This is a genomic window from Pseudactinotalea sp. Z1748 (assembly GCF_049725185.1).
Lineage (GTDB): Bacteria > Actinomycetota > Actinomycetes > Actinomycetales > Beutenbergiaceae > CALKWS01.
On the sequence record NZ_JBMPQB010000002.1, the window covers coordinates 131030 to 153831 of the forward strand.

A 22802-nucleotide genomic window follows, 5' to 3' on the forward strand; every position below is an offset into this window, starting at 1 on the left:
TGGAGGCGACGGGGCCGTGACGTGGCCGGGGACGACGGCGGTGCTCAGGCCAACTCGAGGCGCACCGTGACGTAGGAGTGCGGGGGCAGGGTGATCCGCACGTGCTGTGCCTCGCTGGTCACCGGGTGCTCGCGCGGGGCCACCTGCTCGGCGTCCCCGGGGGTGTTGTGGGCGTGGGGTGCCGCGCCGCTGAGCACCTGGGCGCTCGCGGACGTGAGGGCCCGTCCGCGCAGATCCAGGGTCACCTCATGGTGGGAACCGGCGTCCAGGTTCGTGAGCGAGACCAGGGCAACCCCGTCCTTGACAGAGGCGGAACTGGAAATGAGGGGCAGGTCCTTCCCGCCCACCTCACGCACCGGCACCTCACCCAGCAACGGTGCCGCCAGGGCGGCGGCGTCGTGGTGGCCGGCATTCATCGCGAACACGTGGAAGGTGGGTGTACGCACCAGCGCGCCGGAGTCGGGATCGGTGAGGATCATCGCCTGCAGCACGTTGACGGTCTGGGCGATGTTGGCCATCGTGAGCCGGTCGGCGTGGCGGTGGAAGGCGTCGAAGTGCACCGAGGCCACCAGCGCATCGCGCAGCGTGTTCTGCTGGTACAGGAAGCCCGGGTTGGTGCCCGGCTCCACGTTCCACCAGGTGCCCCACTCATCCAGCACCAGCCCGACCTTCTTCTTCGGGTCGTACACGTCCATGACCGCGGCGTGCCCGGCGATGAGTTCCTCCACCCGAGCCGCGGCCGCCATGGTGCGGTAGTACTCGTCGTCGGTGAAGTCGGTGGCGCTGCCCTTGTCCGCCCACTCCCCGGACATCGTGTAATAGTGGAAGGAAACCGCCTGGAAGATGCCCCGGGGCTCCTTCTGGCATCCGAAGCAACTGATCGCCTCCATCAGCGCCCTGGTCCAGTTGTAGTCGTCGTCGGAGGCACCGGCGGCGATCCGGTACAACTCGTTCCCGTCATGGTTGCGCAGGTAGGTGGCGTACTGGCGGGCCAGGTCGGCGTAGGCCTGGGCACGCATGTTGCCCCCGCACCCCCAGGCCTCGTTGCCGATCCCCCAGAACGGGACCTTCCAGGGTTCCTCCCGACCGTTGGCCTTGCGCGCCGCCACGGCCGGGGAGTCCCCGGTACGCGTCAGGTACTCCACCCACTCGCTCATCTCCTGGACCGTGCCGGAGCCGACGTTGCCGTTGACGTACGGCTCGGCGTCGAGCATCTCGCACAGGTCCATGAACTCGTGGGTGCCGAAGTGGTTGTTCTCCTCCACGTTGCCCCAGTGGGTGTTGACCATGCGGGGCCGCTCCTCGCGCGGACCGATCCCGTCGCGCCAGTGGTACTCATCGGCGAAACATCCCCCGGGCCAACGCAGGTTCGGGATCCGTAGCTCCCGCAGCGCCCGCACCACATCGGTGCGGATACCGCGCTCGTTCGGGATCTCGGAGTCCTCACCCACCCAGAAGCCGCCGTAGACGCACCGGCCAAGGTGCTCGGCGAAGTGGCCGTACAGGTGTCTGCTGATCACCGGACCGGGCAGGTCGAGGTTGATCACGGCGCGCAGGTTGTTGGTCATCAGTTGAACTCCAGGTAGGTGCCCGCACCGGGGCGTGGTCGAACCAGCGGGTTGATGCGGTTGGTTTGTTTGCGTCCCCAACGACGGTACTGGTCAGGAGGACTCGGGCGGGGCATCAACGGGCAGCCAGACCCGCATTGCACCGGTGCCGCGGTTGCCCCAGTGGCCGAACGGAATGAGGCTGGCCTGCACCGACGCTTCCCCATCGGCCCCGGACTCGGAAGCCGGGTGATACAGGCCCGGCCGGGCCGGGCGATGGGTGGCCGTCACGCGCATCGGGGCGAGGTCGCCCTCACCGCAGACCTGCGGAGCGTGGGAGGCGTCGACGATCACGTCGTCCACGTCGATCCCCGCCGGCAGATCCGCCTGCTCCAGGCAGTAGACCACCGGCCCGCGCTCGGCGGCCAGGCAGCCCCGCACTGCGTCCACCCGCGGGTGGGCGGCGGTCCAGCGCGGGCTCATGTCCAACTCCAGCACACCGCCCACCCCGAGCGGCAGGTGCAGGTAACCGTCATCGCCGGCGGTGACCTCCTCGCCGTCGAACGTGGTGCGTCCCGACCACGACGGAATGCGCAGGGCGAGGTGGGCACCCGGACGGGCGCCGCCGTCGAGGCTCACTTGCACCCGGCCGCTGCGGGGGTAGTCGGTGCGTACTCGCACCACCCCGGAGCCCAGATGGCCGGGCAGGTCGATGTCAGCCGCGGCGTACACGTGCAGCCAGAGTGTGTCCTCGGTGGAGGTGGTCAGGTAGGCGGATAGTTGGGCGATGACCCGGGCGATGTTCGGCGGGCAGCAAGCGCACTCATACCAGGAGGTGCGTTCCTTCGGAGCGTTGACCTCGGTGGTGCGATCGGGGCGCATCTGCAGGGGGTTGGAGTAGAAAAAGCGGGTGCCGGAGGCATCGACCGAGGCGCGCAGCGCGTTGTGGATCTCCCGCTCGATGGTCTCGGCATAGGGACCCGGGCCGAAGGCGAGCAGCATCCGCCAGGCCCAGTGCGTGTCGGCGATGGTGGCGCAGGTCTCGGCGTAGGCGCGATCGGGCGGCAGTTCGTAGTCGGATCCGAACGCCTCGTCCCGGTGCCGGGAACCGAAGGCACCGGAGATGTACATCTTGCGCTCATGCGTACTGCGCCACTGGGCGTCCATCACCTCGGCCAGTGCCTGCTCGCCCGTCTCCAGATACAGGTCGGTGACCCCGGCATTGAGGTAGAGCTGGCGCACGGCGTGGCCGGCGGCGTCGGTGGCGTTGCGCACCGGCTCGTGATCCTGGAAGTAGCGCGCCCCCAAACCTCCGACCTTGAGCAGACCGGCGCCGCGCAGGTCGATCATCCGGGTGGCCAGGTCCAGATAGCGGCGCTCCCCGGTGTGGCGGTAGAGCTCGATCAGGGCGGTCTCGATCTGAGGGTGCCCACAGATCCCGTCGGTGCCCTCGGGTCCGAAGGTGCGCTCCAGCAGGTCGGCGAACGCCCGGGCGATCTCCAGCAGGTCGGTGCGCCCTGCCGCACGGTCCAGAGCGATCGCCGCCTGGATCAGGTGCCCGGCCACGTACATCTCGTGGGTCCACTCCAGCTCGGTGAACCTCTTGCCCGGGTGCACCCCCTGGATCCACGTCATCACGTACCCGTCGGGCTCCTGCACCCGGGCCACCAGCGCGATCACCTCATCGAGCCAGGCGTCGAACTCGGTGGTGCCGGAGCGGGCGATCTCCCAGCCGACGGCCTCGATCACCTTGTACAGGTCGGAGTCGGCAAAGACGAAACCACGGTAGTCCGCTTCCGAGTTCCCCAGCACGCGCCGGAAGTTGTCCAGGACTCCCGCCTCCTCGAGCTGGTCGATGCAGTGCGGGATCGTGGCTGCGGCATTGCGCTCCTGCCAGCCACCCAGGACCCCGCCGTGCAGCCGGACCGCGGACATCGCCAATCCCTGATGCACGGCGACCGCGGCACGCGGGGCGGCCGGGGTGAGCGGGCTTGCGGATTCTGCGGGTGCGGCTGTGGTCATGGTGTGCCCTTTCGAGTGCATGGCAGGTAGCCCGGGAACGGCTGACGGCGTGGGCCGACTGGTCGGCAAAGGTCGCCGGGGGAGTGGTCAGGAGGCAGCGGCCACACCTGCCGTCGAGGTGCGCGCGGCGGGTCCGACGGTCGGCGCCGGGCGTGTCGGTCCCGGCGTTGCCGGCGGCCGCAGGAGCCCGGTGCTCCACAGGTCCTGGGAGGTGAGGGCTGCTGGCAGGGTGAGACCGAACACGATGATCAATCCTGGCACGAGGTAGTAGCCCGCCAGCACGACTGCGGCGGTGAGAATCGTCAGCGCCGCAATTGCCGGCCGCGCCGGGATCAGCGTGAGGGCCCGGCGCAGCATCGCCAGGGCGCCCTCATCGAAATGGGCCGCAAGGATCCACACATTGACGCTGACGGCGAAGAGCACCACACCGAGCACGGTGAGCAGACCGGCCAGCACCGGTCCGGAGGCACCGAAGTCGACCACTGCCACCAGTTGGCGGTTGATCACCAGGATCGCCCACGGGATCACCAGCAGGTACCCCAGCCGGTTCGCCGCCGCGAACTCGGTACGCCAGGTGGTGCCGAAGTGGGTGCGAAGCCGCACCCGTACCCCGTGCTCGGGGGTGAGGATGTCCCTGCGGATGACGGCGTATACCGCTGCGGTCGCGGGGAAGACACCCAGCACGATCCCCCCGCGCAGTGTCCAGTTGATCCAGAGCAGGTGCAGGGCGAGCAGGCGCAGCCCCGCACGCCCGATCCGGGAGTGCCAGCCCACCAGCCAAGTCATCGCGGTGCCCATCAGCCCGTCACCGAACACAGAGTAGGTCGCCCGCCGTCCGGCACCGACCCGATGACGGGCATCGTCGGAAGTCTTGCCTCACGGCGGACGCGAGCCGCAGTGCCGCCCAGGGCGCTGGACAGAATCACCGCACCCAGTAGCGTGAACGCTCACATCCGCCCGCCCTCCCTTGGAGAGAGAGCAGCCATGACGGCATCGACCGTACGCAGCCAAACGCCACCGATGGGCTGGAACAGCTGGGACTGTTACGGCACCACCGTCACAGAGTCGGAGGTGCTGGCCAACGCCGAGTTCATGGCCGAGCGCATGCGAGCCCACGGATGGGACACCGTCGTCGTCGACATCGCCTGGTACGACCCGACCGCCCGTGCCCACGGTTACAACGCCGATGCGCCCGTGGCCCTGGATGGGTACGGCCGGCCGATGCCCGCGCCGAACCGGTTCCCCTCCGCGGCGAACGGAGCCGGGTTCGTCCCGCTGGCCGGCGCCGTGCACAACCTGGACCTGCGGTTCGGTGTGCACATCATGCGGGGCATTCCGCGGCCGGCAGTGCACGCGGACCTGCCCGTGGAGGGAACCTCCTACACGGCGGCTCAGATCGCCGACACCGGGGCAGTGTGCGAGTGGAACCCGGACAACTACGGCCTCGACCACGGCCATCCGGGCACCCAGGCCTACTACGACTCGTTCATCGCCCAGCTGGCGAGCTGGGGTGTGGACTTCATCAAGGCCGATGACATGCTCTGGCCCTATCGTGCTGCGGACATCGAAGCCCTGGCGCTCGCGATCCGACGCAGCGGTCGCGACCTCGAGTTGTCCCTGTCACCGGGCCGGGACCTGTCGCTGGTCCACGGCGGGCACCTGAGGAAGCACGCCACGATGTGGCGCGTCAGCGACGACCTGTGGGACCGGTGGGAGGACGTACGCGACCAGTTCGCCCGGCTGGCCCGTTGGGCGCCCCACTCCGGGCCCGGCGGCTGGGCGGACGCCGACATGATCCCCCTGGGCAGGATCGGGATCCGCGCCGAACGCGGGCAGGACCGACACTCCCGGCTCACCCCGGCCGAGCAGCAGACCCTGATGAGCCTGTGGGTGATCGCCCGATCCCCGCTGATGGTGGGGGCGGACCTACCCACGTCCAGTCCGGAGACCATCGAGTTGCTGACCAACGACCGCGTCCTGGAGGTGCTGCGCCGGGGCCGGAGTCCCCGGGAGGTCCTACGAGAGCGTGACCTGGTCGTCTGGCGCTCGGAGTCCGCCGTGGACGGGCACGTCTACGCCGGCGTCTTCCACCTGGGCGATGAGCCCGTGCGCGTGGGCCTACCCGGATACCACCTCGGCGCGGACGGCACCGAGGACGTGGTCGAGTTGTGGAGCGGGACGGACCAGGCGTGGGACGACGACGGCGCCCTCACCCTGGCCCTGGACGCGCACGGTTCGGCGCTGCTGCGCCTCGCCCGCTGACCTGGCGCCGCCAGGGTCTTGCCATCCCTAGTTGTGATCGTTAACATCGAGGTCACCCGGGATGCTGGGCGGCGGTCCCGCCCAGCGACCCGGATCAAACAGCCCGCCATCGTGCGGACCTCCGAGCGATGAGGCCGAGATGAAGGAGGCCCCGTGACCGTGGACAACGAGCGTGCCCTGGCGGTGGGAGTGGACTTCGGCACCCTGTCCGGCCGGGCCGTGGTGGTTCGCGTGGCCGATGGTGCCGAACTCGCCAGCGCCGAGCATGCCTACCCTCACGCCGTGATGGACACCGTGCTCAGCGCCGGCGACGGGCAGCCCCTGCCACCGGACTGGGCGCTGCAGAACGCCGCGGACTACGTCGACGTGCTCAAGAACGCCGTCCCGGAGGCCCTGCGCCGGGCCGGCGCGGACCCGGCCGACGTGATCGGGATCGGCACCGACTTCACCGCCTCCACTCCGTTGCCGGTACGTGATGACGGCACCCCGTTGAGTGAACTCCCGGAGTTCGCGAACAACCCGCACGCCTACGTCAAACTGTGGAAGCACCACGCCGCCCAGGCGCAGGCCGACCGGATCACCTCGCTGGCCGCGGAGCGGCGCGAGCCCTGGCTGCCCCGCTTCGGGGGAATGATCTCCTCCGAGTGGCAGTTCGCCAAGGGGCTGCAACTGCTCGAGGAGGCCCCCGAGGTCTACGCCGCGATGGACCATTGGGTGGAGGCGGCCGACTGGATCGTGTGGCAACTGTCCGGAACCTACGCACCCAACCCGTGCACCGCCGGCTACAAGGGCATCTACCAGGACGGCCGCTACCCCGCGAGCGACTACCTGGCTGCACTCAACCCCGACTTCGCCACCTTCGCGCAGGAGAAACTTCCCAGCGAGATCGCCACGCTGGGCGCCAGCGCCGGCCCGCTCACCGCCGAGGCCGCCTCCTGGACCGGACTGCCCGAGGGCATCGCGGTGGCGGTGGGCAATGTCGACGCACACGTGACCCTACCGGCCGCGAACGCCGTGGACCCGGGCCAACTCACCCTGATCATGGGAACGTCCACGTGCCACGTGATGAACGCGGACGAACTGCGAGAAGTGCCCGGCATGTGCGGGGTGGTCGACGGCGGCGTGGTCGACGGGCTGTACGGCTATGAGGCCGGGCAGAGCGGCGTCGGTGACATCTTCGGCCACTTCGTGGCCACCGGCGTGCCGCAGGCCTACGCCGAGGAGGCCGCCGCACGCGGGGAGAACCTGCACACCTACCTGACCCACCTGGCCTCCCAGCAACCGATCGGCGGCCACGGCCTGATCGCCCTGGATTGGCACTCCGGGAACCGTTCGGTGCTGGTCGATCACGAGTTGTCCGGGATGATCGTGGGTCAGACCCTGGCCACCCGGCCCGAGGACACCTACCGCGCCCTGCTCGAAGCCACCGCATTCGGCACCCGAACGATCGTGGAGGCCTTCACCGACTCCGGGTTGGCGGTGCAGGAGTTGGTGGTGGCCGGCGGGCTGCTGAAGAACACCTTCCTGATGCAGATGTACGCCGACGTTACCGGTCTACCGCTGAGCACCATCGTCTCCGAGCAGGGTCCCGCCCTGGGCTCGGCGATCCACGCCGCGGTGGCCGCCGGTGCCTACCCGGACGTGCGGGCCGCGGGAGCGGCGATGGGAGGCCGCACAGTCGGTGCCTACACCCCCGACTCCCGCGCTCACCGGGCCTACAGCGCCCTGTACGCCGAGTACCAGAAGCTGCACGACTACTTCGGTCGTGGCGGGAACGACGTGATGCGAAGGCTCAAGGCGATCCGGCGCCAAGCGCTCACAGCCGACGACGGCGGGAGCGCGGACTCCCCGGAACTGACTGTCCCCGAGGAGTTGACATGAGCCGGATCGTGCTCGCCGAGTTGCCCGCCCAGGTGCAGTCCGAGGTGGCTCGGGTGCGTGAGAACGTGGCCCAGTTGCACGCCGAGCTGGTGCGCTACAACCTCGTCATCTGGACCGCGGGGAACGTGTCCGAGCGGGTGCCGGGTGCCGACCTGTTCGTGATCAAACCCTCCGGGGTCTCCTACGACGACCTCGACGCCGAGTCGATGGTGGTCTGCACCCTGGACGGGAAGAAGATCGTCGACGGCACCCCGGAGAAGTTCGCCCCCTCCTCCGACACCGACGCGCACGCCTACGTCTACCGGCACATGGACCACGTGGGCGGGGTGGTGCACACCCACTCCACCTACGCCACCGCCTGGGCCGCCCGGGGCGAACCGATCCCGTGCGTACTGACCATGATCGCCGATGAGTTCGGTGGTGAGATCCCGGTGGGCCCGTTCGCCCTCATCGGTGACGACTCCATCGGAGAGGGCATCGTGGCCACCTTGACCGGGCACCGCTCCCGCGCGGTGCTGATGGCCGGCCACGGCCCGTTCACCATCGGGGCCGATGCCCGCGACGCGGTCAAGGCCGCCGTGATGTGTGAGGACGTCGCCCGCACCGTGCACATCGCCCGCCAACTGGGCGATCCGGCCCCCATCGCAACGCACCACGTCGACGCCTTGTTCGACCGCTATCAGAACGTCTACGGAGTCCGGGAGGACACGTGATCGACCCCTTCGCCCAGCGCGAGATCTGGTTCCTCACCGGCAGCCAGGACCTGTACGGACCCGAGACCCTGGACCAGGTTGCCGCCCAGTCCCAGCAGGTCGCCGGGCTGCTCGACGAGGCGGGCCAGGTTCCGGTGCGCATCGTATGGAAGCCGGTGCTCAAGGACACCGCGCAGATCCGTTCGTTGGCGCTGGAGGCCAACGCCGACCCCGACTGCGTGGGGGTGATCGCCTGGATGCACACCTTCTCCCCGGCCAAGATGTGGATCACCGGCCTGGACGCGCTGCGCACCCCGCTGCTGCACCTGCACACGCAGGCCGACGCGGCACTGCCGTGGTCCACGATCGACATGGACTTCATGAACCTGAACCAGGCCGCGCACGGGGACCGGGAGTTCGGTTACCTCACCGCGCGCCTGGGCACTCCACGCAAGGTGGTGGTGGGCCACGCATCGGAGGACCTGGTGCGTGAGCAGGTGGGAGCCTGGGCACGTGCGGCCACCGCGTGGAGTGAGATCTATGGGATGCGGTTGGTGCGCTTCGGCGACAATATGCGGGGCGTCGCGGTCACCGAAGGGGACAAGACCGAGGCCGAACTGCGCCTGGGCGTGAGCGTGAACACCTGGGGTGTGCACGACCTGGCCGCCGCCGTCGACGCGGTGCCCGAGGCGAGCATCGACGAACTGATCGAGGACTACCTGGCCAGTTACGACGTCGTCGATGATCTGCGGCCCGGGGGAGACCGGCACGAGTCGTTGCGCTACGGCGCCCGCCAGGAGGCGGGCATGCGCACGTTCCTGGAGCAGATCGGGGCCAAGGCCTTCACCACCAACTTCGAGGACCTCGGCCCGCTGCGCCAACTGCCCGGCCTCGCCGTGCAGCGCTTGATGGCCGCCGGTTACGGGTTCGGGGCCGAGGGCGACTGGAAGACCGCCATCCTGGTGCGTGCGGCCAAGGTGATGGGCCACGGTCTGCCCGGCGGCGCCTCGCTGATGGAGGACTACACCTACGACCTGACCCCGGGAAACGAGGTGATCCTGGGCGCGCACATGCTGGAGATCTGCCCGACCCTGACCACCTCGCGCCCCAGCCTGCAGATCCACCCGCTGGGCATCGGGGACCGGGAGGACCCGGTGCGCCTGGTCTTCGACACCGACCCCGGCGAGGGCCTGGTGGTGGCGCTGAGCGACATGCGCGAACGGTTCCGCCTGGTGGCCAACGAGGTGGACATCGTCGGCGAGCGGGAGCCGATGCCGAACCTGCCCGTGGCGCATGCGGTGTGGGTGCCCAAACCGGATCTGCGCACCTCGGCGCGCGCCTGGCTGACCACCGGCGGTGCGCACCACACGGTCCTGACCACCGCGGTGGGCCGGGAGGTGTTCGAGGACTTCGCAGAGATCGCCGGCCTCGAGTTGGTGGTCATCGACGACCAGACCCAGGTGGCCTCCCTGCGCCAGGAACTGCGCTGGAACGCCGCCTACTACCGGTTGGCCCAGCCGATGAACTGACCGCGGGACACCCGCCCCACCACACTGCTGACCAGGAGGAAGTACCCCATGTCAACCGCACGTTTGAGCGTGGACCCGGCGTTCGTCGTCGGGCCGGTGCGCGAACGCACCTTCGGATCGTTCGTAGAACACCTAGGCCGGTGTGTGTACACCGGGATCTATGAGCCGGAGCATCCGACCTCCGACGAGCACGGGTTCCGCACCGACGTGCTGGATCTGGTCTCGGAGTTGGGCACCAGCACGGTCCGTTACCCGGGGGGCAACTTCGTCTCCGGTTACCGCTGGGAGGACGGCGTCGGCCCGAAGGGCCAGCGCCCCTCCCGCCTGGATCTGGCCTGGCACTCCACCGATCCGAACACCTTCGGCGTCGATGAGTTCATGGCCTGGACCGCCAAGGCCGGTGTGGAGCCGATGATGGCGGTGAACCTGGGCACCCGGGGCATCCAGGAGGCACTGGACCTGTTGGAGTACACCAACGTGCCCGGCGGGACCGCCCTGTCCGATGCCCGCCGCGCCAACGGTGCCCAGGATCCCTACAAGATCAAAATGTGGTGCCTGGGCAACGAGATGGATGGGCCCTGGCAGATCGGTCACAAGACCGCCGAGGAGTACGGGCGCCTCGCTGCCGAGACCGCGCGGGCAATGCGCATGATCGACCCGGATCTGGAACTTGTGGCCTGCGGATCCTCGAACTCCACCATGCCCACGTTCGGCGCCTGGGAATCGACCGTGCTGGAGCACACCTACCGCCACGTGGACCTGATCAGCGCGCACGTGTACTACTACGAGGACGACGGCGACCTGTCCAGTTTCCTGGCCAGTGCGGCGAACATGGACTACTTCATCGACTCGGTGGCCGCCACCGCCGATGCGGTGCGGGCCGCGGGCAAGCACAACAAGGCGATCAACATCTCCTTCGATGAGTGGAACGTCTGGTATCAGAAGCGTGCCGAGTCCCGCCCGCCGTCCGGCGATGAGTGGCCGGTGGCGCCGGTGCTGCTGGAGGACAAGTACAACGTGGCCGACGCCGTGGTGGTGGGCAACCTGCTCATCTCGCTGCTGCGGCACACCGACCGGGTGCACTCGGCCTCGCTGGCCCAACTGGTCAACGTGATCGCCCCGATCATGACCGAGCCGGGCGGACGGGCCTGGCGCCAGACGACCTTCCACCCCTTCGCCCTCACCGCACGGCACGCCCGTGGCGAGGTACTGCAGGTGGCGGTCGATGCGCCGGTGCTGGAGACCGACAAGTACGGTCCGGTGGACCAGGTCGATGCGGTGGCCACCCGGGATCCGGAGACCGGGTCGGTGTCGCTGTTCCTGGTGAACCGCTCACTGAGTGAGGAGACGCACGTGCAGATGGATCTGCGCGCGCTGGGTGACCTGCGGGTGGACAACTGTGTGACGCTGTCCAACCCCGACCACACCTGGTCGGCCACCGCCGATGACGCGACGTCGGTGTTGCCACGCCGCAATGACAGCGCCGGCGTCTCCGACGGTGCGGTCAACGTCAACCTCCCGCCGGTGTCCTGGACGATGGTCACCCTGGTCTGATCACCCGCCCGCCCTAACCGGGTCGGGTTCAGCCAACGCGGCCCGGGTCGGCCCACGATTGAGCCGACCCGGGCCGTCTTCATGCTCGGGCTGCAGAACTCAGCCGGATGCGGGGTCGGAGGAGGCGCGGACCACCAACTCCGGTTGGAAGACCACGTGCTCGGGTGTTCCCGCGGTCATCAGGATGTCGGCGGCGCGGTAGCCGAGTTCGTGGTGCGGCTGACGAACCGACGTGAGCGGCAGGGCGAGCTCACTGGCGATATCGATGTCGTCGTAGCCCACGATCGCCATGTGCCCCACCATCTCGAGGCCGCGGCGGCGCATGGTGCGCTGCACCCCGATCGCGACCAGGTCATTGACGCAGAAGACCGCCGAGGGCACCGCGTCGCCCTGCTCATCCAGCACGCTGGAGATGGCCAACTCGCCACCGGCGGCGTCCAGGCTCGAGATCGTTAACTCGGTGATCACCTCGGCCGGGTCCTTCCCTGCCTCCTGGACGGCAAGTTCCACACCGGCGAGCCGGTCGCGGCACTGTCGGATGCTGTGCGGGCCGTTGATGAACGTGATTTCCTCGTGCCCCATCGCCAGCAGATGCTGAGCGGCCAGCTTGCCACCCTCGATGTTGTCCACGGCGACGGAGGAGATCCGAGGGGTAGGTGAGGGGGAGTCGAGCAGCACCACGTCCAGGCCGCGGTCGACGATCGCGAGCAGGTGGTCGATCTCGGTCGTGGAGGGCACCACGAGCAGGCCGCTGACCCCGTGCTCCTCGAACAGGCGAAGGTACCGCATCTCCCGCTTGGGGTCCTCATCGGAACTGGCCAGCATCAGGGTGCGGTCGTCCAGGGCGATCCGGTCCTCGATACCGCGTGCCATGTCGGTGAAGAAGGGGTTGCGGATGTCCAGCAGCACCGCCCCCACCGTGGTGATCGTGCCCGCGCGCAACTGGCGGGCGGAGGCGTTCGGGACGAACGACAGAGCCGCGATCGCCTTTTCTACCCGAGTCCGGGTCGCGTCGGCCACGCGTTCAGGGCGGTTCAGCACGTTGGACACCGTGCCGACGGACACGTTGGCCAACTTGGCGACGTCGGTCACGCTCGGTCGGCGGGCGGTCCGGGGGCCGTGGGTGGTCGTCATCGAGGTCCTGTTCGTCGCTGGATTCGCGAGAGTCTACGCCGCTACGGCACGGCCGAGGAGATCTCGGCCGCCCTGGTCGCGCGCGCATCAGGCAACGGACCGGCAACAATTTGGCGTCGAACGCTTGCACGGAGGGGAGCGTAGGGCCTAGATTTGACTGAAACGTTTCATAGGCTGACGGGCGCATGGGCTGACGGCCTGGGGCTCCGGAATTAATGAGGATTCGGTGATGAACGACCAGTCGAGTAGGCAGAGCGCTGCGACGGCGGCACTGTCCGAGCAAACCGTGGAACTGCCCTCCTGGGCGTTCGGCAACTCAGGGACCCGATTCCGCGTATTCACCACCGAGGGTGTTCCGCGGGATCCCTACGAGAAGATTGCCGACGCCGCCCAGGTGCACAAGTACACCGGCATCACGCCTCGGGTGTCGCTGCACATCCCGTGGGACCTGGTCGATGACTTCTCCGATCTGGCCCGCCATGCCGATGACCACGGCCTGACCATCGGCATGATCAACGCCAACCTCTTCCAGGACGCCGACTTCCGGCTCTCCTCGCTGACCCACTCCGATGAGCGCATCCGGCGCAAGGCCATCGACCACCACATGCAGTGCCTGGACGTGATGCGGGCCACGGGCTCGAAGGAACTCAAACTCTGGCTCCCGGACGGTACCAACTACGCCGGCCAGGACTCCCTGCGGGCCCGCCAGGACCGTCTGGCCGAGTCCCTGGCCGAAATCTACGCCGCGATGGACTCCGACCATACGTTGGTGCTGGAGTACAAGTTCTTCGAGCCGGCGTTCTACTCCACCGATATCCCGGACTGGGGCACCGCCCTGTTGCACTGCCTGGCCCTGGGCGAGCGCGCCACCGTGGTCCTGGACACCGGGCACCACGCACCGGGGACCAACATCGAGTTCATCGCGATGCAACTGCTGCGCCAGGGCCGCCTGGGTGCCTTCGACTTCAACTCACGCTTCTACGCCGACGACGATCTGATGGTCGGCTCCGCGGACCCGTTCCAACTGTTCCGGATCATGCACGAGATCGTCCAGGCCGATGCGCTCAAGCCGGAAGCGGGGGTGAACTTCATGCTTGATCAGTGCCACAACATCGAGGAGAAGATTCCTGGCCAGATCCGCTCGGTGATGAACGTCCAGGAGGCTACCGCCAAGGCGCTACTGGTGGATTCGGAGGCACTCACCGCGGCCCAACATGCCCAGGACGTGCTCGGAGCCCACGGGGTGCTGATGGATGCCTACAACACCGACGTGCGCCCGATGCTCGCCGAACTACGCGCCGGTCAGGGCCTGGACCCCGATCCGATGGCAGCCTTCGCCGCCTCTGGCTATGCCGCCGAGGTCGCGGCCGCGCGGGTGGGCGGGACGCAGGCAGGATGGGGGGCCTGATGGGTGCCGTGGACGATCTGGTCGCGCGGTCCAACCGGCTCGGTTCGGACCCGCGGGTCACCAACTACGCCGGTGGCAACACCTCCGCCAAGGGCTCGGCACGCGACCCGGTCACCGGTGACGACGTGGAGCTGCTGTGGGTCAAGGGCTCCGGCGGTGACCTGGGCACGCTGACCCAGAGCAACCTGGCAGTGCTGCGGATGGACCGCCTGCGCGCCCTGCCGCAGGTGTATCCGGGCGTGGACCGTGAGGATGAGATGGTCACCGCGTTCGACTACTGCCTGCACGGCAAGGGTGGGGCTGCGCCTTCGATCGACACCGCGATGCACGCCCTGGTGGAGGCCGACCACGTGGACCACCTGCATCCGGACGCCGGCATCGCCGTGGCCACCGCGGTGGACGGGGAGGACCTCACCCGGCGTATCTACGGCGACGAGGTGGTCTGGGTGCCCTGGCGCCGCCCCGGGTTCCAGCTCGGCCTGGACATCGCCGCGATCAAGGAGGAGAACCCGCAGGCGATCGGCTGCATCCTGGGCGGGCACGGTATCACCGCCTGGGGCGAAACCTCCGACCAGGTCGAGGAGCGTTCCCTGAAGATCATCCGGATGGCCGAGGAGTACATCGAGCAAGCCACGGCGGACCTGGCCGGACGCGACGAGCACCCCTTCGGGGCCCTGCGCCCGGGATATGCCCCGTTGGCACCGGAGCAGCGCCGTGCGCGCGCGGCCGCGCTGGCACCGGTGATCCGGGGCATCGCCTCGGCCGACCGGCCGCAGGTCGGCCACTTCACCGACTCCGACGTGGTGCTGGAGTTCCTGGCCCGGGACAAACTCACCGCGCTGGCCGAACTGGGCACCTCCTGCCCCGATCACTTCCTTCGCACCAAGGTCAAGCCGCTGGTGCTCGACCTTCCCGCGGACGCGCCGCTGGAGCAGGCCGTCGAGCGGTTGCACGAACTGCACGGTGCCTACCGCGAGGATTACGCCGGGTACTACCAGCGGCACGCCGATGCCGACTCCCCGGCGATGCGAGGGGCGGACCCGGCGATCGTGCTGGTGCCCGGGGTGGGGATGTTCTCCTTCGGAAAGGACAAGCAGACTGCCCGCGTGGCCGGGGAGTTCTACGTCAACGCCATCAACGTGATGCGCGGCGCCGAGGCGGTCTCCACCTACGCCCCGATCGATGAATCCGAGAAGTTCCGCATCGAGTACTGGGCGCTGGAGGAAGCCAAGCTTCAGCGCATGCCCAAGCCCAAATCGCTCGCCACCCGCGTCGGTCTGGTCACCGGAGGCGCCTCGGGCATCGGCAAGGCGATCGCCCAGCGACTCGTGGCCGAGGGTGCCTGCGTCGTCATCGCCGACCGCGACGCCGAAGCAGCACAGGATCTGGCGACCGAACTCGGTGGCCCGGACGTGGCCGTGGCGGTAGCCGCCGACGTCACCGACGAGGACGCCGTGGCCGATCTGATCGGCCAGGCAGCCCTGGCCTTCGGGGGCGTGGACCTGGTGGTCAACAACGCCGGGCTGTCCATCTCCAAGCCGCTGCTGGAGACCACTGCGGCGGACTGGGACACCCAGCACGACGTGATGGCCCGGGGGTCCTTCCTCGTCTCCCGTGAGGCGGCCCGGGCGATGGTCGCCCAGGGGATCGGTGGGGACATCATCTACATCGCCTCCAAGAACGCGGTGTTCGCCGGTCCGAACAACATCGCCTACTCCGCCACCAAGGCCGATCAAGCCCACCAGGTACGCCTGCTCGCGGCCGAACTGGGCGAGCACGGGATCCGCGTCAACGGCATCAATCCCGACGGCGTGGTTCGCGGCAGCGGCATCTTCGCCGGCGGCTGGGGTGCCCAGCGCGCGGCGGTGTACGGGGTCCCCGAGTCCGAACTCGGCGCCTACTACGCCCAGCGCACCCTGCTGAAGCGCGAGGTGCTGCCGGAGCATGTGGCCGCGGCGGTCGCTGCCCTCACCGGCGCCGACCTGTCCCAGACCACCGGCCTGCACATCCCGGTCGATTCCGGGGTGGCTGCGGCGTTCCTGCGCTGAACCACGCCCGGGGGTAGCGATGAGCAGTACGCCGGCAGTACCGGCATTCGCGGCGGTCGACCTGGGGGCATCCTCGGGGCGGGTGATCCGGGCCGAGATCACCGGCCCCTCCGATCGCCCACAGGTCGAGATGCGCCAGGTGGCGCGCTTCCCCAACGAGGCACGCTATGACGCCTCCGGCGTGCTGCGCTGGGACCTGGAGGGACTGTACGAGCAGATCCTGTCGGGCCTGCGGGCCGCGGGCGACGATGGCCCACTGCTCGGTATCGGGATCGACTCCTGGGCGGTGGACTACGGATTGATCGACGACGACGGTGCCCTGCTGGCACCGCCAGTCGCCTATCGCGATGCTCGGGGCGGGCAGGCCGTGTCGGAGGTGCACGCGCTGGCCGGCCCGGGCGAGTTGTACGCGATCTCCGGGATCGCCCATCAGCCGTTCAACACGATCTTCCAGCTCGCCGCGGAGAGGCGCACGGGACTGCTCGCCGCACCTGCGTCGTCGTCCACCCCGGCCCGGGCCCTGCTGTTGCCGGACCTGCTCGGCTACCGGCTCACCGGAGTGCAGGCCAGCGAGACGACGAACGCCTCCACCACCGGGTTGTTGGACCAGGACGGGCCGGCTTGGTCGGCTGATCTGCTCGGTCGACTGGGCCTGCCGACCGATCTGTTCCCGCCCCTGGTCGAACCCGGCCACGTGCTCGGGCCGTTGACCGAGCAGGCCCAGCAGGCGACCGGGCTGGGCCCGGTGCCGGTGATCGCGGTGGGATCCCACGACACCGCCTCGGCGGTGGCCGGCATCCCGGCCACCAGTTCCGACTTCGCCTACATCTCCTGCGGCACGTGGTCTCTGGTCGGGGTGGAGGTGGGCCGGCCGGTGCTCACCGAGAGTGCCCGGGAGGCCAATTTCACCAACGAACTCGGGTTGGACGGCCGGGTGCGCTTCCTACGTAACGTGATGGGACTGTGGCTGCTGCAGGAGAGTCAGCGGATCTGGGCCGAGGCGGGTGAGGATGCGGAGTTGGCCTCCCTGCTCGACGCCGCCGCCCGCGCCGAGCCGCTCCGCACCCTGATCGACGCCGACGATCCGGCGTTCCTGCCCCCGGGCGACATGCCCGAACGGATCCGCACTCACGCCGTCGAGCGGGGCGAACCGGATCCGGTCAGCCCGGCGCAGATCACCCGTACGGTGCTGGACTCGCTGGCCCTGGCCTATCGCCGCAGTGTGCGCGCGGCGGTCGAGTTGACCTCCCGTCCGGTGCGCCGGGTGCACCTGGTGGGTGGTGGTTCACGGAACGCGTTGCTGTGCCAGTTGGCTGCCGACGCGACCGGGCTGCCGGTGGTGGCCGGCCCGGCCGAGTCCACCGCCCTGGGGAACGTGGTGGCACAGGCCCGCGCCGTGGGGGTGCTCGAGGGGACTCTGGAGGACCTGCGCAGCGTGATTGCCGCGAGCGTGTCCACCGCGACCTACACCCCGGCACCGGGGGCGGCTGAGCGTTGGGGCCGGGCGGAGCAACGGCTGTCGCCCTCGACCAGGCGCCCCTGAGACACGCCCAACCCGCTGCCCGACCCACGCCAACCCACGAGCAAGGAGATCCGCGATGACCCGATACTGCTTCACCTCCCGCGTGCGCCCGGACCGATTGGATGAGTACCGCCGCGCTCATGCCGCCGTCTGGCCGGACATGCTCGAGGCGCTGCGAGACTCCGGGTGGCGCAACTACTCGCTCTACCTGTCGCAGGACGGTCTGCTGGTGGGTCACTTCGAGTCCGAGGATTATCCTGCCGCCCAGGAGGCGATGGCCGCCACCGAGGTGAACGGGCGCTGGCAGGCCGCGATGAGCGAGTTCTTCGTTGACTCCGGCAACCCCGATGAGGGCTTCGTTCTCCTCGAGGAGGTCTTCCACCTCGAGGACCAACTCGCTGCCGCCGGCCTGAGCACCACGCCCACCGGCGACTGAACCGCCCACCACACCCACCACCCGCCCACCCGCGCACCCACACGCGCCACACCCACCACCCGCCCACCCGCGCACCCACACGCGCCACACCCACCACCCGCCCACCCCACACCCACCCGGGCGGCGGCGCTGACGTCGCGGCGAATGCCGCGAAGTCGCGGAACCTCTCCGGCGAACTCGATCCATATGCCGCGCAGTGGCCGGACCCTATGGGCGGATTCGATCCTTATGCCGCGCAGTGGCCGGACCCTATGGGCGGATTCGATCCTTATGCCGCGCAGTCGCCGCCGGATCGGTGGGCTGGTGGTGGGCCGGTGGGGTTGCGGCGGCGGCTTGAGGGGTGGCGATCTCGGGTCAGCGGGGTGGGGATGGGGATCGAATGTCCACAGCGGGCCGGCGGTTCATCGCCCGCCTGCGCACGACCGGCGAGGCTGCCAGTCATGGAACGCCTACGAGGGCCCGGACCGCCGTCCCTTCCGCGCGTCGTCCTCCGGTCCGAACTTGGGAAGGCGGACCTCGCCGACCTGCTCAGTGCCGGCACCATCGCCCGGGTGCGCCACGGTGCCTACATGGTGGTGGATCAGGAACTGACGCAACCGTGGGCGAAGCGGCAGCAGCACGCGCTGGCGCGCTGCATCGCGGTGGTCCGGGCTTCCGCCGAGCCACGCATCCTCAGTCACGAGAGCGCGGCGCTGCTGCATGGATGCCCGCTCTGGCGGACGCCCGAACGGGTCCATCTGATCCAGCCCACGCGTCACGGCGCGAGGCGAGCATCCGACGTGCTCCGGCACACGGTCGATCTGGAGCCTTCCGATGTCACCACGATCAATGGGTTGGCGGTCACCACCCTGCAGCGCACCGTGCTCGACTGTGCCAGGACCCTGCACGCACGCGACGCGCTGGTGGTCGCTGACAGTGCGCTGCGGCTCCTTGCGAAGCCGGATCGCTGGCGGCGTGCGGAATCGCAGGAGCGGATGGAGAGGATCCGTGTGGAGTTGTGCGAGCGCCTCGAATCAGGCCGCGCGCGCCGTGGCCGGGTCCGGGCCAGGGCGGTGCTGTCGGCTGCCAACGGCTTCGCGGAGTCCCCGGGTGAATCGGTCCTGCGCTGGATCGCGGTCTCCCGGGGTATCGGTCGGCCGATCGCTCAGTTCCGGGTCCAGACTGATCGCGGCACCTACTTCAGCGATCTGGCTTGGCGCTTCAGCCGAACGTCCGGCAGCGGTATGAAGCGCTGGGTCGTTCATGCCGAGTTCGACGGGAGGATCAAGTATCACGCTGAAACGCCCGACGGTGGTGCCGGGGCTGTAGTCGAGGAGAAACTTCGAGAGGACGCCATCCGGGAGGCCGGAGGGGTGGTGTTGAGGTTCGTCTCCGAGGATCTGCGTCGCCCGGACGCGACCGCTGAGCGCCTGGTCCGCGCGATGCCCGCGCGACTGATGCGTAGCGCTCCCGCCGTACCGGGCCTGTACCTGCCCGAGTGATCGCCAGGGTGGCGTTGAGGTCGCGGCACGTGGATTGAGTGAGCGGAATCGTCTGGGAGGGCTCAGTCCATAATCCGCGTAGTCAGCATGGTTCCAGGGGCCGGAAAGCGCTTGCCGGATCTGGTCTCGTCAGGCATGATGGGCCTACCGGTTGCGCCGTGCTGCGCGCGGACCCAGCGCAGATCCACCAGGGTGATCCTGTGGCACCCTGATCTGGCCTCAGGGCCCCAGTCCCAACCCCAAGGAGGAACGCGTGAGTAAAGTGGCACTGGTCACCGGTGGTAACCGGGGCATCGGGCAGGGGATCACCCGGGCCCTGCTGGCCGAGGGTTACGCCGTGGCCATCCTGGCCACCCGCGAGGAGCCGGCGGACCTGATGGCCGAACTGCGCGAGTTGGGACAGGTGTCCTACACCCGTGGCTCGGTAGCGGACCTGGCGGACCACCGCCGCTACGTCGATGACGCGCTGGAGCGCTGGGGCCGCATCGACCTGCTGGTCAACAACGCCGGGGTGGCTCCCCAGGTGCGCGACGACATCGTGGTGGCCACACCGGAGAGTTACGACCGGGTGATGGACATCAACCTGCGTGGTCCCTACTTCCTGACCCAGATGGTCGCGGCCGAGATGATCGAGCGCCGCGAGGGTGAACCGGGCGACCAGGTGCACGGCACCATCATCAACGTCTCCTCCACCTCCGCGGTGACGGTCTCGACCAACCGCGGCGAGTACTGCATCTCCAAGGCAGGCATGGCGATGGCCACCCAACTCTGGGCCGCCCGCCTGGCTCCGGAGGGGATCATGGTCTACGAGGTGCGTCCCGGCGTGATCGCCACCGACATGACCGCCGGTGTGAAGGAGAAGTACGACGCGCAGTTCGCCGGCGGGCTGGCCCCCATTCCCAGGTGGGGTACCCCAGCCGACGTTGCCGGCGCCGTCGTCCAACTCGCTGCCGCCCGCATGCCCTACTCCACCGGCGACATCATCAACGTCGACGGCGGCATGCACATCCCCCGGCTCTGAACCGGTAGCGGAACCGTCCGCCGAACCCCGCGCCCACCCCACAAGCCCGCGCCGATACGTCACCGCGACCCCGGCGCCGACCCTGACAAGGAACCTCATGCCCATCGCCGATGCCGACTCCGCGCCCACCCTGACGATCGCCGGCCAGCAGGTTCCGGTGGTCAGCACCAACACGGTGGTGGTGGGCACCGGCTCGGCCGGTTTCGCTGCCGCCGACCGGCTCTGGGAGTTCGGCCAGGACGACGTCATCATGGTGACCGACAAGGTCGGCGCCGGGGCCAGTCGCAACGCGGGCTCGGACAAGCAGACCTATTACAAACTCTCACTCTCCGGAGAAGAGGCCGACTCGGTGCACGAGATGGCCCGGACGCTGTTCGCCGGCGGGGCGATGGACGGCGACAACGCCCTGGCCGAGGCCGCACTGTCCGCCCGGGCGTTCCTGCGCCTGTGCGATCTGGGTGTGCCGTTCCCACAGAGCCGGTCCGGGGAGTTCGTGGGCTACAAGACCGACCACGACCCGCGCCGCCGAGGGACGTCGGTGGGGCCCTACACCTCCCGGTCCATGGTGGAGCAACTCGAGAAGAAGGTCGCCCGCAACGGCACCGACATCTACGACAACTGCCGTGTGGTCGACCTGATCGTCGATAAGACCACGGACATGGGCCCCCGGATCGCCGGCCTGTTGTTGCTGCGCACCGACGTCCCGCACGACGGCCAGCGCAGTCCCTACCTGCTGATCCGGTGCACCAACATCGTCTACGCCACCGGCGGCCCGGCCGGGATCTACGCAACCAGGGTCTTCCCCAACGGCCAGTGGGGCGCCTCCGGTGCCGCCTACCGCGGTGGGGTGCGCGGCAAGGGTGTGACCGAATGGCAGTTCGGCCTGGCCTCGATCAAGCCGCGCTGGAACGTCTCGGGAACCTACATGCAGGTGGTGCCCCGGTTCGTCTCCACCGATGCCGAGGGCAACGACGAGCGCGAGTTCCTCACCGAGACCATCCCCGACTACGGCCGGCTGATCTCGTTGGTGTTCCTCAAGGGCTACCAGTGGCCCTTCGACGTGCGTAAGGCCACCGAGGGTTCCTCCCTGATCGACCTGCTGGTCTACCGCGAGACCGTGCTGCGCGGGCGCCGGGTGTTCCTGGACTTCCGCTCCAACCCGGTGCGCGAGACGTTCGAACACAGCGAGCTGGACCCCGAGCCGTTCGAGTACCTGGAGAAGGCCGGGGTGCTGTTCGGCACGCCGATCGAGCGGCTGCGCAAGATGAACGAGCCTGCCTACCAGTTCTACCTGGACAAGAACCCGTACGTGGACCTCGAGAAGGAGATGCTCGAGGTGGACGTGTGCGCCCAGCACAACAACGGCGGGATCAGCGTGGACCGCTGGTGGCAGTCCAATGTGTCGGGCTTCTTCCCGGTGGGGGAAGCCGGCGGTGCCCACGGGGTGTACCGTCCCGGGGGTTCCGCACTGAACTCCGGGCAGGTCGGGGCCACCCGGGCGGCCCAGTTCATCGCCGCCCGGCGCACCCAGGACCCGGTGGCCGAGCCGACCTTTTCCGCTGCCGCCGAGGCCGTCCTGACCGACGCCATGGATCTCGTCGCCGCTGCCGCCGAGCGCGCCCGCTCGGGTCTGACCGACAACACCGGGACGATGCTCACCGCGGTGCAGGAGTTGATGAGCGCCAAGGCCGGGCCGGTACGCTCGGCCGAGTCGATCGACGAGGCACTGCAGCAGGTGCACCAGTGGCTGAGTGAGTACGGTGAGACGATCAGTGCCGATTCCACCTCACGCCGGTCGGTGAACCGCACCTTCCTGGTCCGCGACATCCTCACCACCGCCTATGTGTACCTGTCGGCGATGGCCGATTACGTGGGCAAGGGTGGACGCTCACGCGGCTCGGTCCTGTACACCGACCCGGGCGGCCACCTGCCCAAGGTCGGCTACGGCCCGAACGCGGATGCGGAACTGGGCCTGCCCGAGCTCTTCCGCTTCAGCCTGGATGAGGGTGCGCTGGCCGATCAGGTCCAGGAGGTCGCCTGGCTCGCCCCCGAGGGCGCACCGGCTCCCGTGGGCCACGACGGCCTGGATCGGCCCGAGGACGACGGCGGGGGAGACTGGGCGCAGATCGTCCAGCGGGAGGAGACCGACCCCGCCGGACGGCCGTTGTTCCGTTGGCGCCCGGTGCGGCCGATCCCGGCCGACGACGACTTCTTCGAGAACGTCTGGCGCGAGTTCCGCGAGCACGGCAACATCTACTGACCACC

General features: G+C 69.0%; 16 protein-coding genes. 12 read left to right on the forward strand and 4 right to left on the reverse strand.

What is annotated here, in order from left to right; translation table 11 throughout:
• Positions 1-44: 44 nt before the first annotated feature.
• From ACO0LU_RS04880 to ACO0LU_RS04890, 3 genes are all read right to left on the reverse strand, one after another.
• Positions 45-1568, reverse strand: coding sequence for an alpha-N-arabinofuranosidase (locus ACO0LU_RS04880; protein ID WP_424790305.1), 1524 nt, complete (start codon positions 1566-1568; stop codon positions 45-47).
• Positions 1569-1661: 93 nt separating this feature from the next.
• Entirely contained in the window at positions 1662-3569 is a 1908-nt protein-coding gene (locus ACO0LU_RS04885) for a glycoside hydrolase family 127 protein (RefSeq protein WP_424790306.1), read from the reverse strand.
• Positions 3570-3656: 87 nt separating this feature from the next.
• Positions 3657-4367 carry a YesL family protein gene (locus ACO0LU_RS04890; protein ID WP_424790307.1) on the reverse strand — a complete coding sequence of 237 codons (711 nt, stop codon included), beginning with the start codon at positions 4365-4367 and terminating at the stop codon, positions 3657-3659.
• 186 nt (positions 4368-4553) lie between these two features.
• Here ACO0LU_RS04890 and ACO0LU_RS04895 point away from each other — a divergent pair, with 186 nt between their 5' ends.
• The 5 genes from ACO0LU_RS04895 (at position 4554) to ACO0LU_RS04915 (ending at position 11487) form a co-directional block, all read left to right on the forward strand.
• Positions 4554-5831, forward strand: a complete 1278-nt coding sequence (locus tag ACO0LU_RS04895; RefSeq protein ID WP_424790308.1) for a glycoside hydrolase family 27 protein — start codon at positions 4554-4556, stop codon at positions 5829-5831.
• 153 nt (positions 5832-5984) lie between these two features.
• Positions 5985-7712 (forward strand): ribulokinase, encoded by a 1728-nt coding sequence (gene araB, locus ACO0LU_RS04900; protein ID WP_424790309.1) that lies wholly within the window; start codon positions 5985-5987, stop codon positions 7710-7712.
• Positions 7709-8425 carry an L-ribulose-5-phosphate 4-epimerase gene (locus tag ACO0LU_RS04905; RefSeq protein ID WP_424790310.1) on the forward strand — a complete coding sequence of 239 codons (717 nt, stop codon included), beginning with the start codon at positions 7709-7711 and terminating at the stop codon, positions 8423-8425. Before araB ends, ACO0LU_RS04905 begins: the two co-directional genes overlap by 4 nt.
• Positions 8422-9933, forward strand: coding sequence for an L-arabinose isomerase (gene araA / locus ACO0LU_RS04910; protein ID WP_424790311.1), 1512 nt, complete (start codon positions 8422-8424; stop codon positions 9931-9933). Before ACO0LU_RS04905 ends, araA begins: the two co-directional genes overlap by 4 nt.
• 48 nt (positions 9934-9981) lie before the next feature.
• Complete coding sequence (locus ACO0LU_RS04915) at positions 9982-11487, forward strand: alpha-N-arabinofuranosidase (protein WP_424790312.1); 1506 nt, start codon at positions 9982-9984, stop codon at positions 11485-11487.
• 99 nt (positions 11488-11586) lie between these two features.
• Here ACO0LU_RS04915 and ACO0LU_RS04920 read toward each other — a convergent pair whose 3' ends face one another.
• A complete protein-coding gene (locus ACO0LU_RS04920; RefSeq protein WP_424790313.1) occupies positions 11587-12621 on the reverse strand; it encodes a LacI family DNA-binding transcriptional regulator in 1035 nt (344 codons plus the stop codon).
• A gap of 229 nt (positions 12622-12850) precedes the next feature.
• On the opposite strand from ACO0LU_RS04920, the gene rhaI reads away from it, so the two are divergent.
• The 7 genes from rhaI to ACO0LU_RS04955 all read left to right on the forward strand — a co-directional run bounded on the left by rhaI (position 12851) and on the right by ACO0LU_RS04955 (position 22797).
• A complete protein-coding gene (gene rhaI, locus ACO0LU_RS04925; RefSeq protein ID WP_424790314.1) occupies positions 12851-14029 on the forward strand; it encodes an L-rhamnose isomerase in 1179 nt (392 codons plus the stop codon).
• A complete protein-coding gene (locus ACO0LU_RS04930; protein WP_424790315.1) occupies positions 14029-16077 on the forward strand; it encodes a bifunctional aldolase/short-chain dehydrogenase in 2049 nt (682 codons plus the stop codon). Before rhaI ends, ACO0LU_RS04930 begins: the two co-directional genes overlap by 1 nt.
• 19 nt (positions 16078-16096) lie before the next feature.
• On the forward strand, positions 16097-17620 hold the full coding sequence (locus ACO0LU_RS04935; RefSeq protein ID WP_424790316.1) for a rhamnulokinase: 1524 nt from the start codon (positions 16097-16099) through the stop codon (positions 17618-17620).
• Between the two features lie 55 nt (positions 17621-17675).
• Positions 17676-18035: an L-rhamnose mutarotase gene (locus tag ACO0LU_RS04940; RefSeq protein WP_424790317.1), complete on the forward strand. Its 360-nt coding sequence runs from the start codon at positions 17676-17678 to the stop codon at positions 18033-18035.
• A gap of 440 nt (positions 18036-18475) precedes the next feature.
• Positions 18476-19516: a type IV toxin-antitoxin system AbiEi family antitoxin domain-containing protein gene (locus ACO0LU_RS04945; protein WP_424790318.1), complete on the forward strand. Its 1041-nt coding sequence runs from the start codon at positions 18476-18478 to the stop codon at positions 19514-19516.
• A gap of 253 nt (positions 19517-19769) precedes the next feature.
• On the forward strand, positions 19770-20537 hold the full coding sequence (locus ACO0LU_RS04950; RefSeq protein ID WP_424790319.1) for a 3-ketoacyl-ACP reductase: 768 nt from the start codon (positions 19770-19772) through the stop codon (positions 20535-20537).
• Positions 20538-20634: 97 nt separating this feature from the next.
• A complete protein-coding gene (locus ACO0LU_RS04955) occupies positions 20635-22797 on the forward strand; it encodes an FAD-binding protein (protein WP_424790320.1) in 2163 nt (720 codons plus the stop codon).
• Positions 22798-22802: the final 5 nt, after the last annotated feature.

What these genes read in the sequence shown, in the direction of transcription:
- ACO0LU_RS04880 (WP_424790305.1), bottom strand. Translation starts at nt 1,568, where the DNA reads ATGACCAACAACCTGCGCGCCGTGATCAACCTCGACCTGCCCGGTCCG.
- ACO0LU_RS04885 (WP_424790306.1), bottom strand. Translation starts at nt 3,569, where the DNA reads ATGACCACAGCCGCACCCGCAGAATCCGCAAGCCCGCTCACCCCGGCC.
- ACO0LU_RS04890 (WP_424790307.1), bottom strand. Translation starts at nt 4,367, where the DNA reads ATGGGCACCGCGATGACTTGGCTGGTGGGCTGGCACTCCCGGATCGGG.
- ACO0LU_RS04895 (WP_424790308.1), top strand. Translation starts at nt 4,554, where the DNA reads ATGACGGCATCGACCGTACGCAGCCAAACGCCACCGATGGGCTGGAAC.
- ACO0LU_RS04905 (WP_424790310.1), top strand. Translation starts at nt 7,709, where the DNA reads ATGAGCCGGATCGTGCTCGCCGAGTTGCCCGCCCAGGTGCAGTCCGAG.
- ACO0LU_RS04915 (WP_424790312.1), top strand. Translation starts at nt 9,982, where the DNA reads ATGTCAACCGCACGTTTGAGCGTGGACCCGGCGTTCGTCGTCGGGCCG.
- ACO0LU_RS04920 (WP_424790313.1), bottom strand. Translation starts at nt 12,621, where the DNA reads ATGACGACCACCCACGGCCCCCGGACCGCCCGCCGACCGAGCGTGACC.
- rhaI (WP_424790314.1), top strand. Translation starts at nt 12,851, where the DNA reads ATGAACGACCAGTCGAGTAGGCAGAGCGCTGCGACGGCGGCACTGTCC.
- ACO0LU_RS04930 (WP_424790315.1), top strand. Translation starts at nt 14,029, where the DNA reads ATGGGTGCCGTGGACGATCTGGTCGCGCGGTCCAACCGGCTCGGTTCG.
- ACO0LU_RS04935 (WP_424790316.1), top strand. Translation starts at nt 16,097, where the DNA reads ATGAGCAGTACGCCGGCAGTACCGGCATTCGCGGCGGTCGACCTGGGG.
- ACO0LU_RS04940 (WP_424790317.1), top strand. Translation starts at nt 17,676, where the DNA reads ATGACCCGATACTGCTTCACCTCCCGCGTGCGCCCGGACCGATTGGAT.
- ACO0LU_RS04945 (WP_424790318.1), top strand. Translation starts at nt 18,476, where the DNA reads ATGGAACGCCTACGAGGGCCCGGACCGCCGTCCCTTCCGCGCGTCGTC.
- ACO0LU_RS04955 (WP_424790320.1), top strand. Translation starts at nt 20,635, where the DNA reads ATGCCCATCGCCGATGCCGACTCCGCGCCCACCCTGACGATCGCCGGC.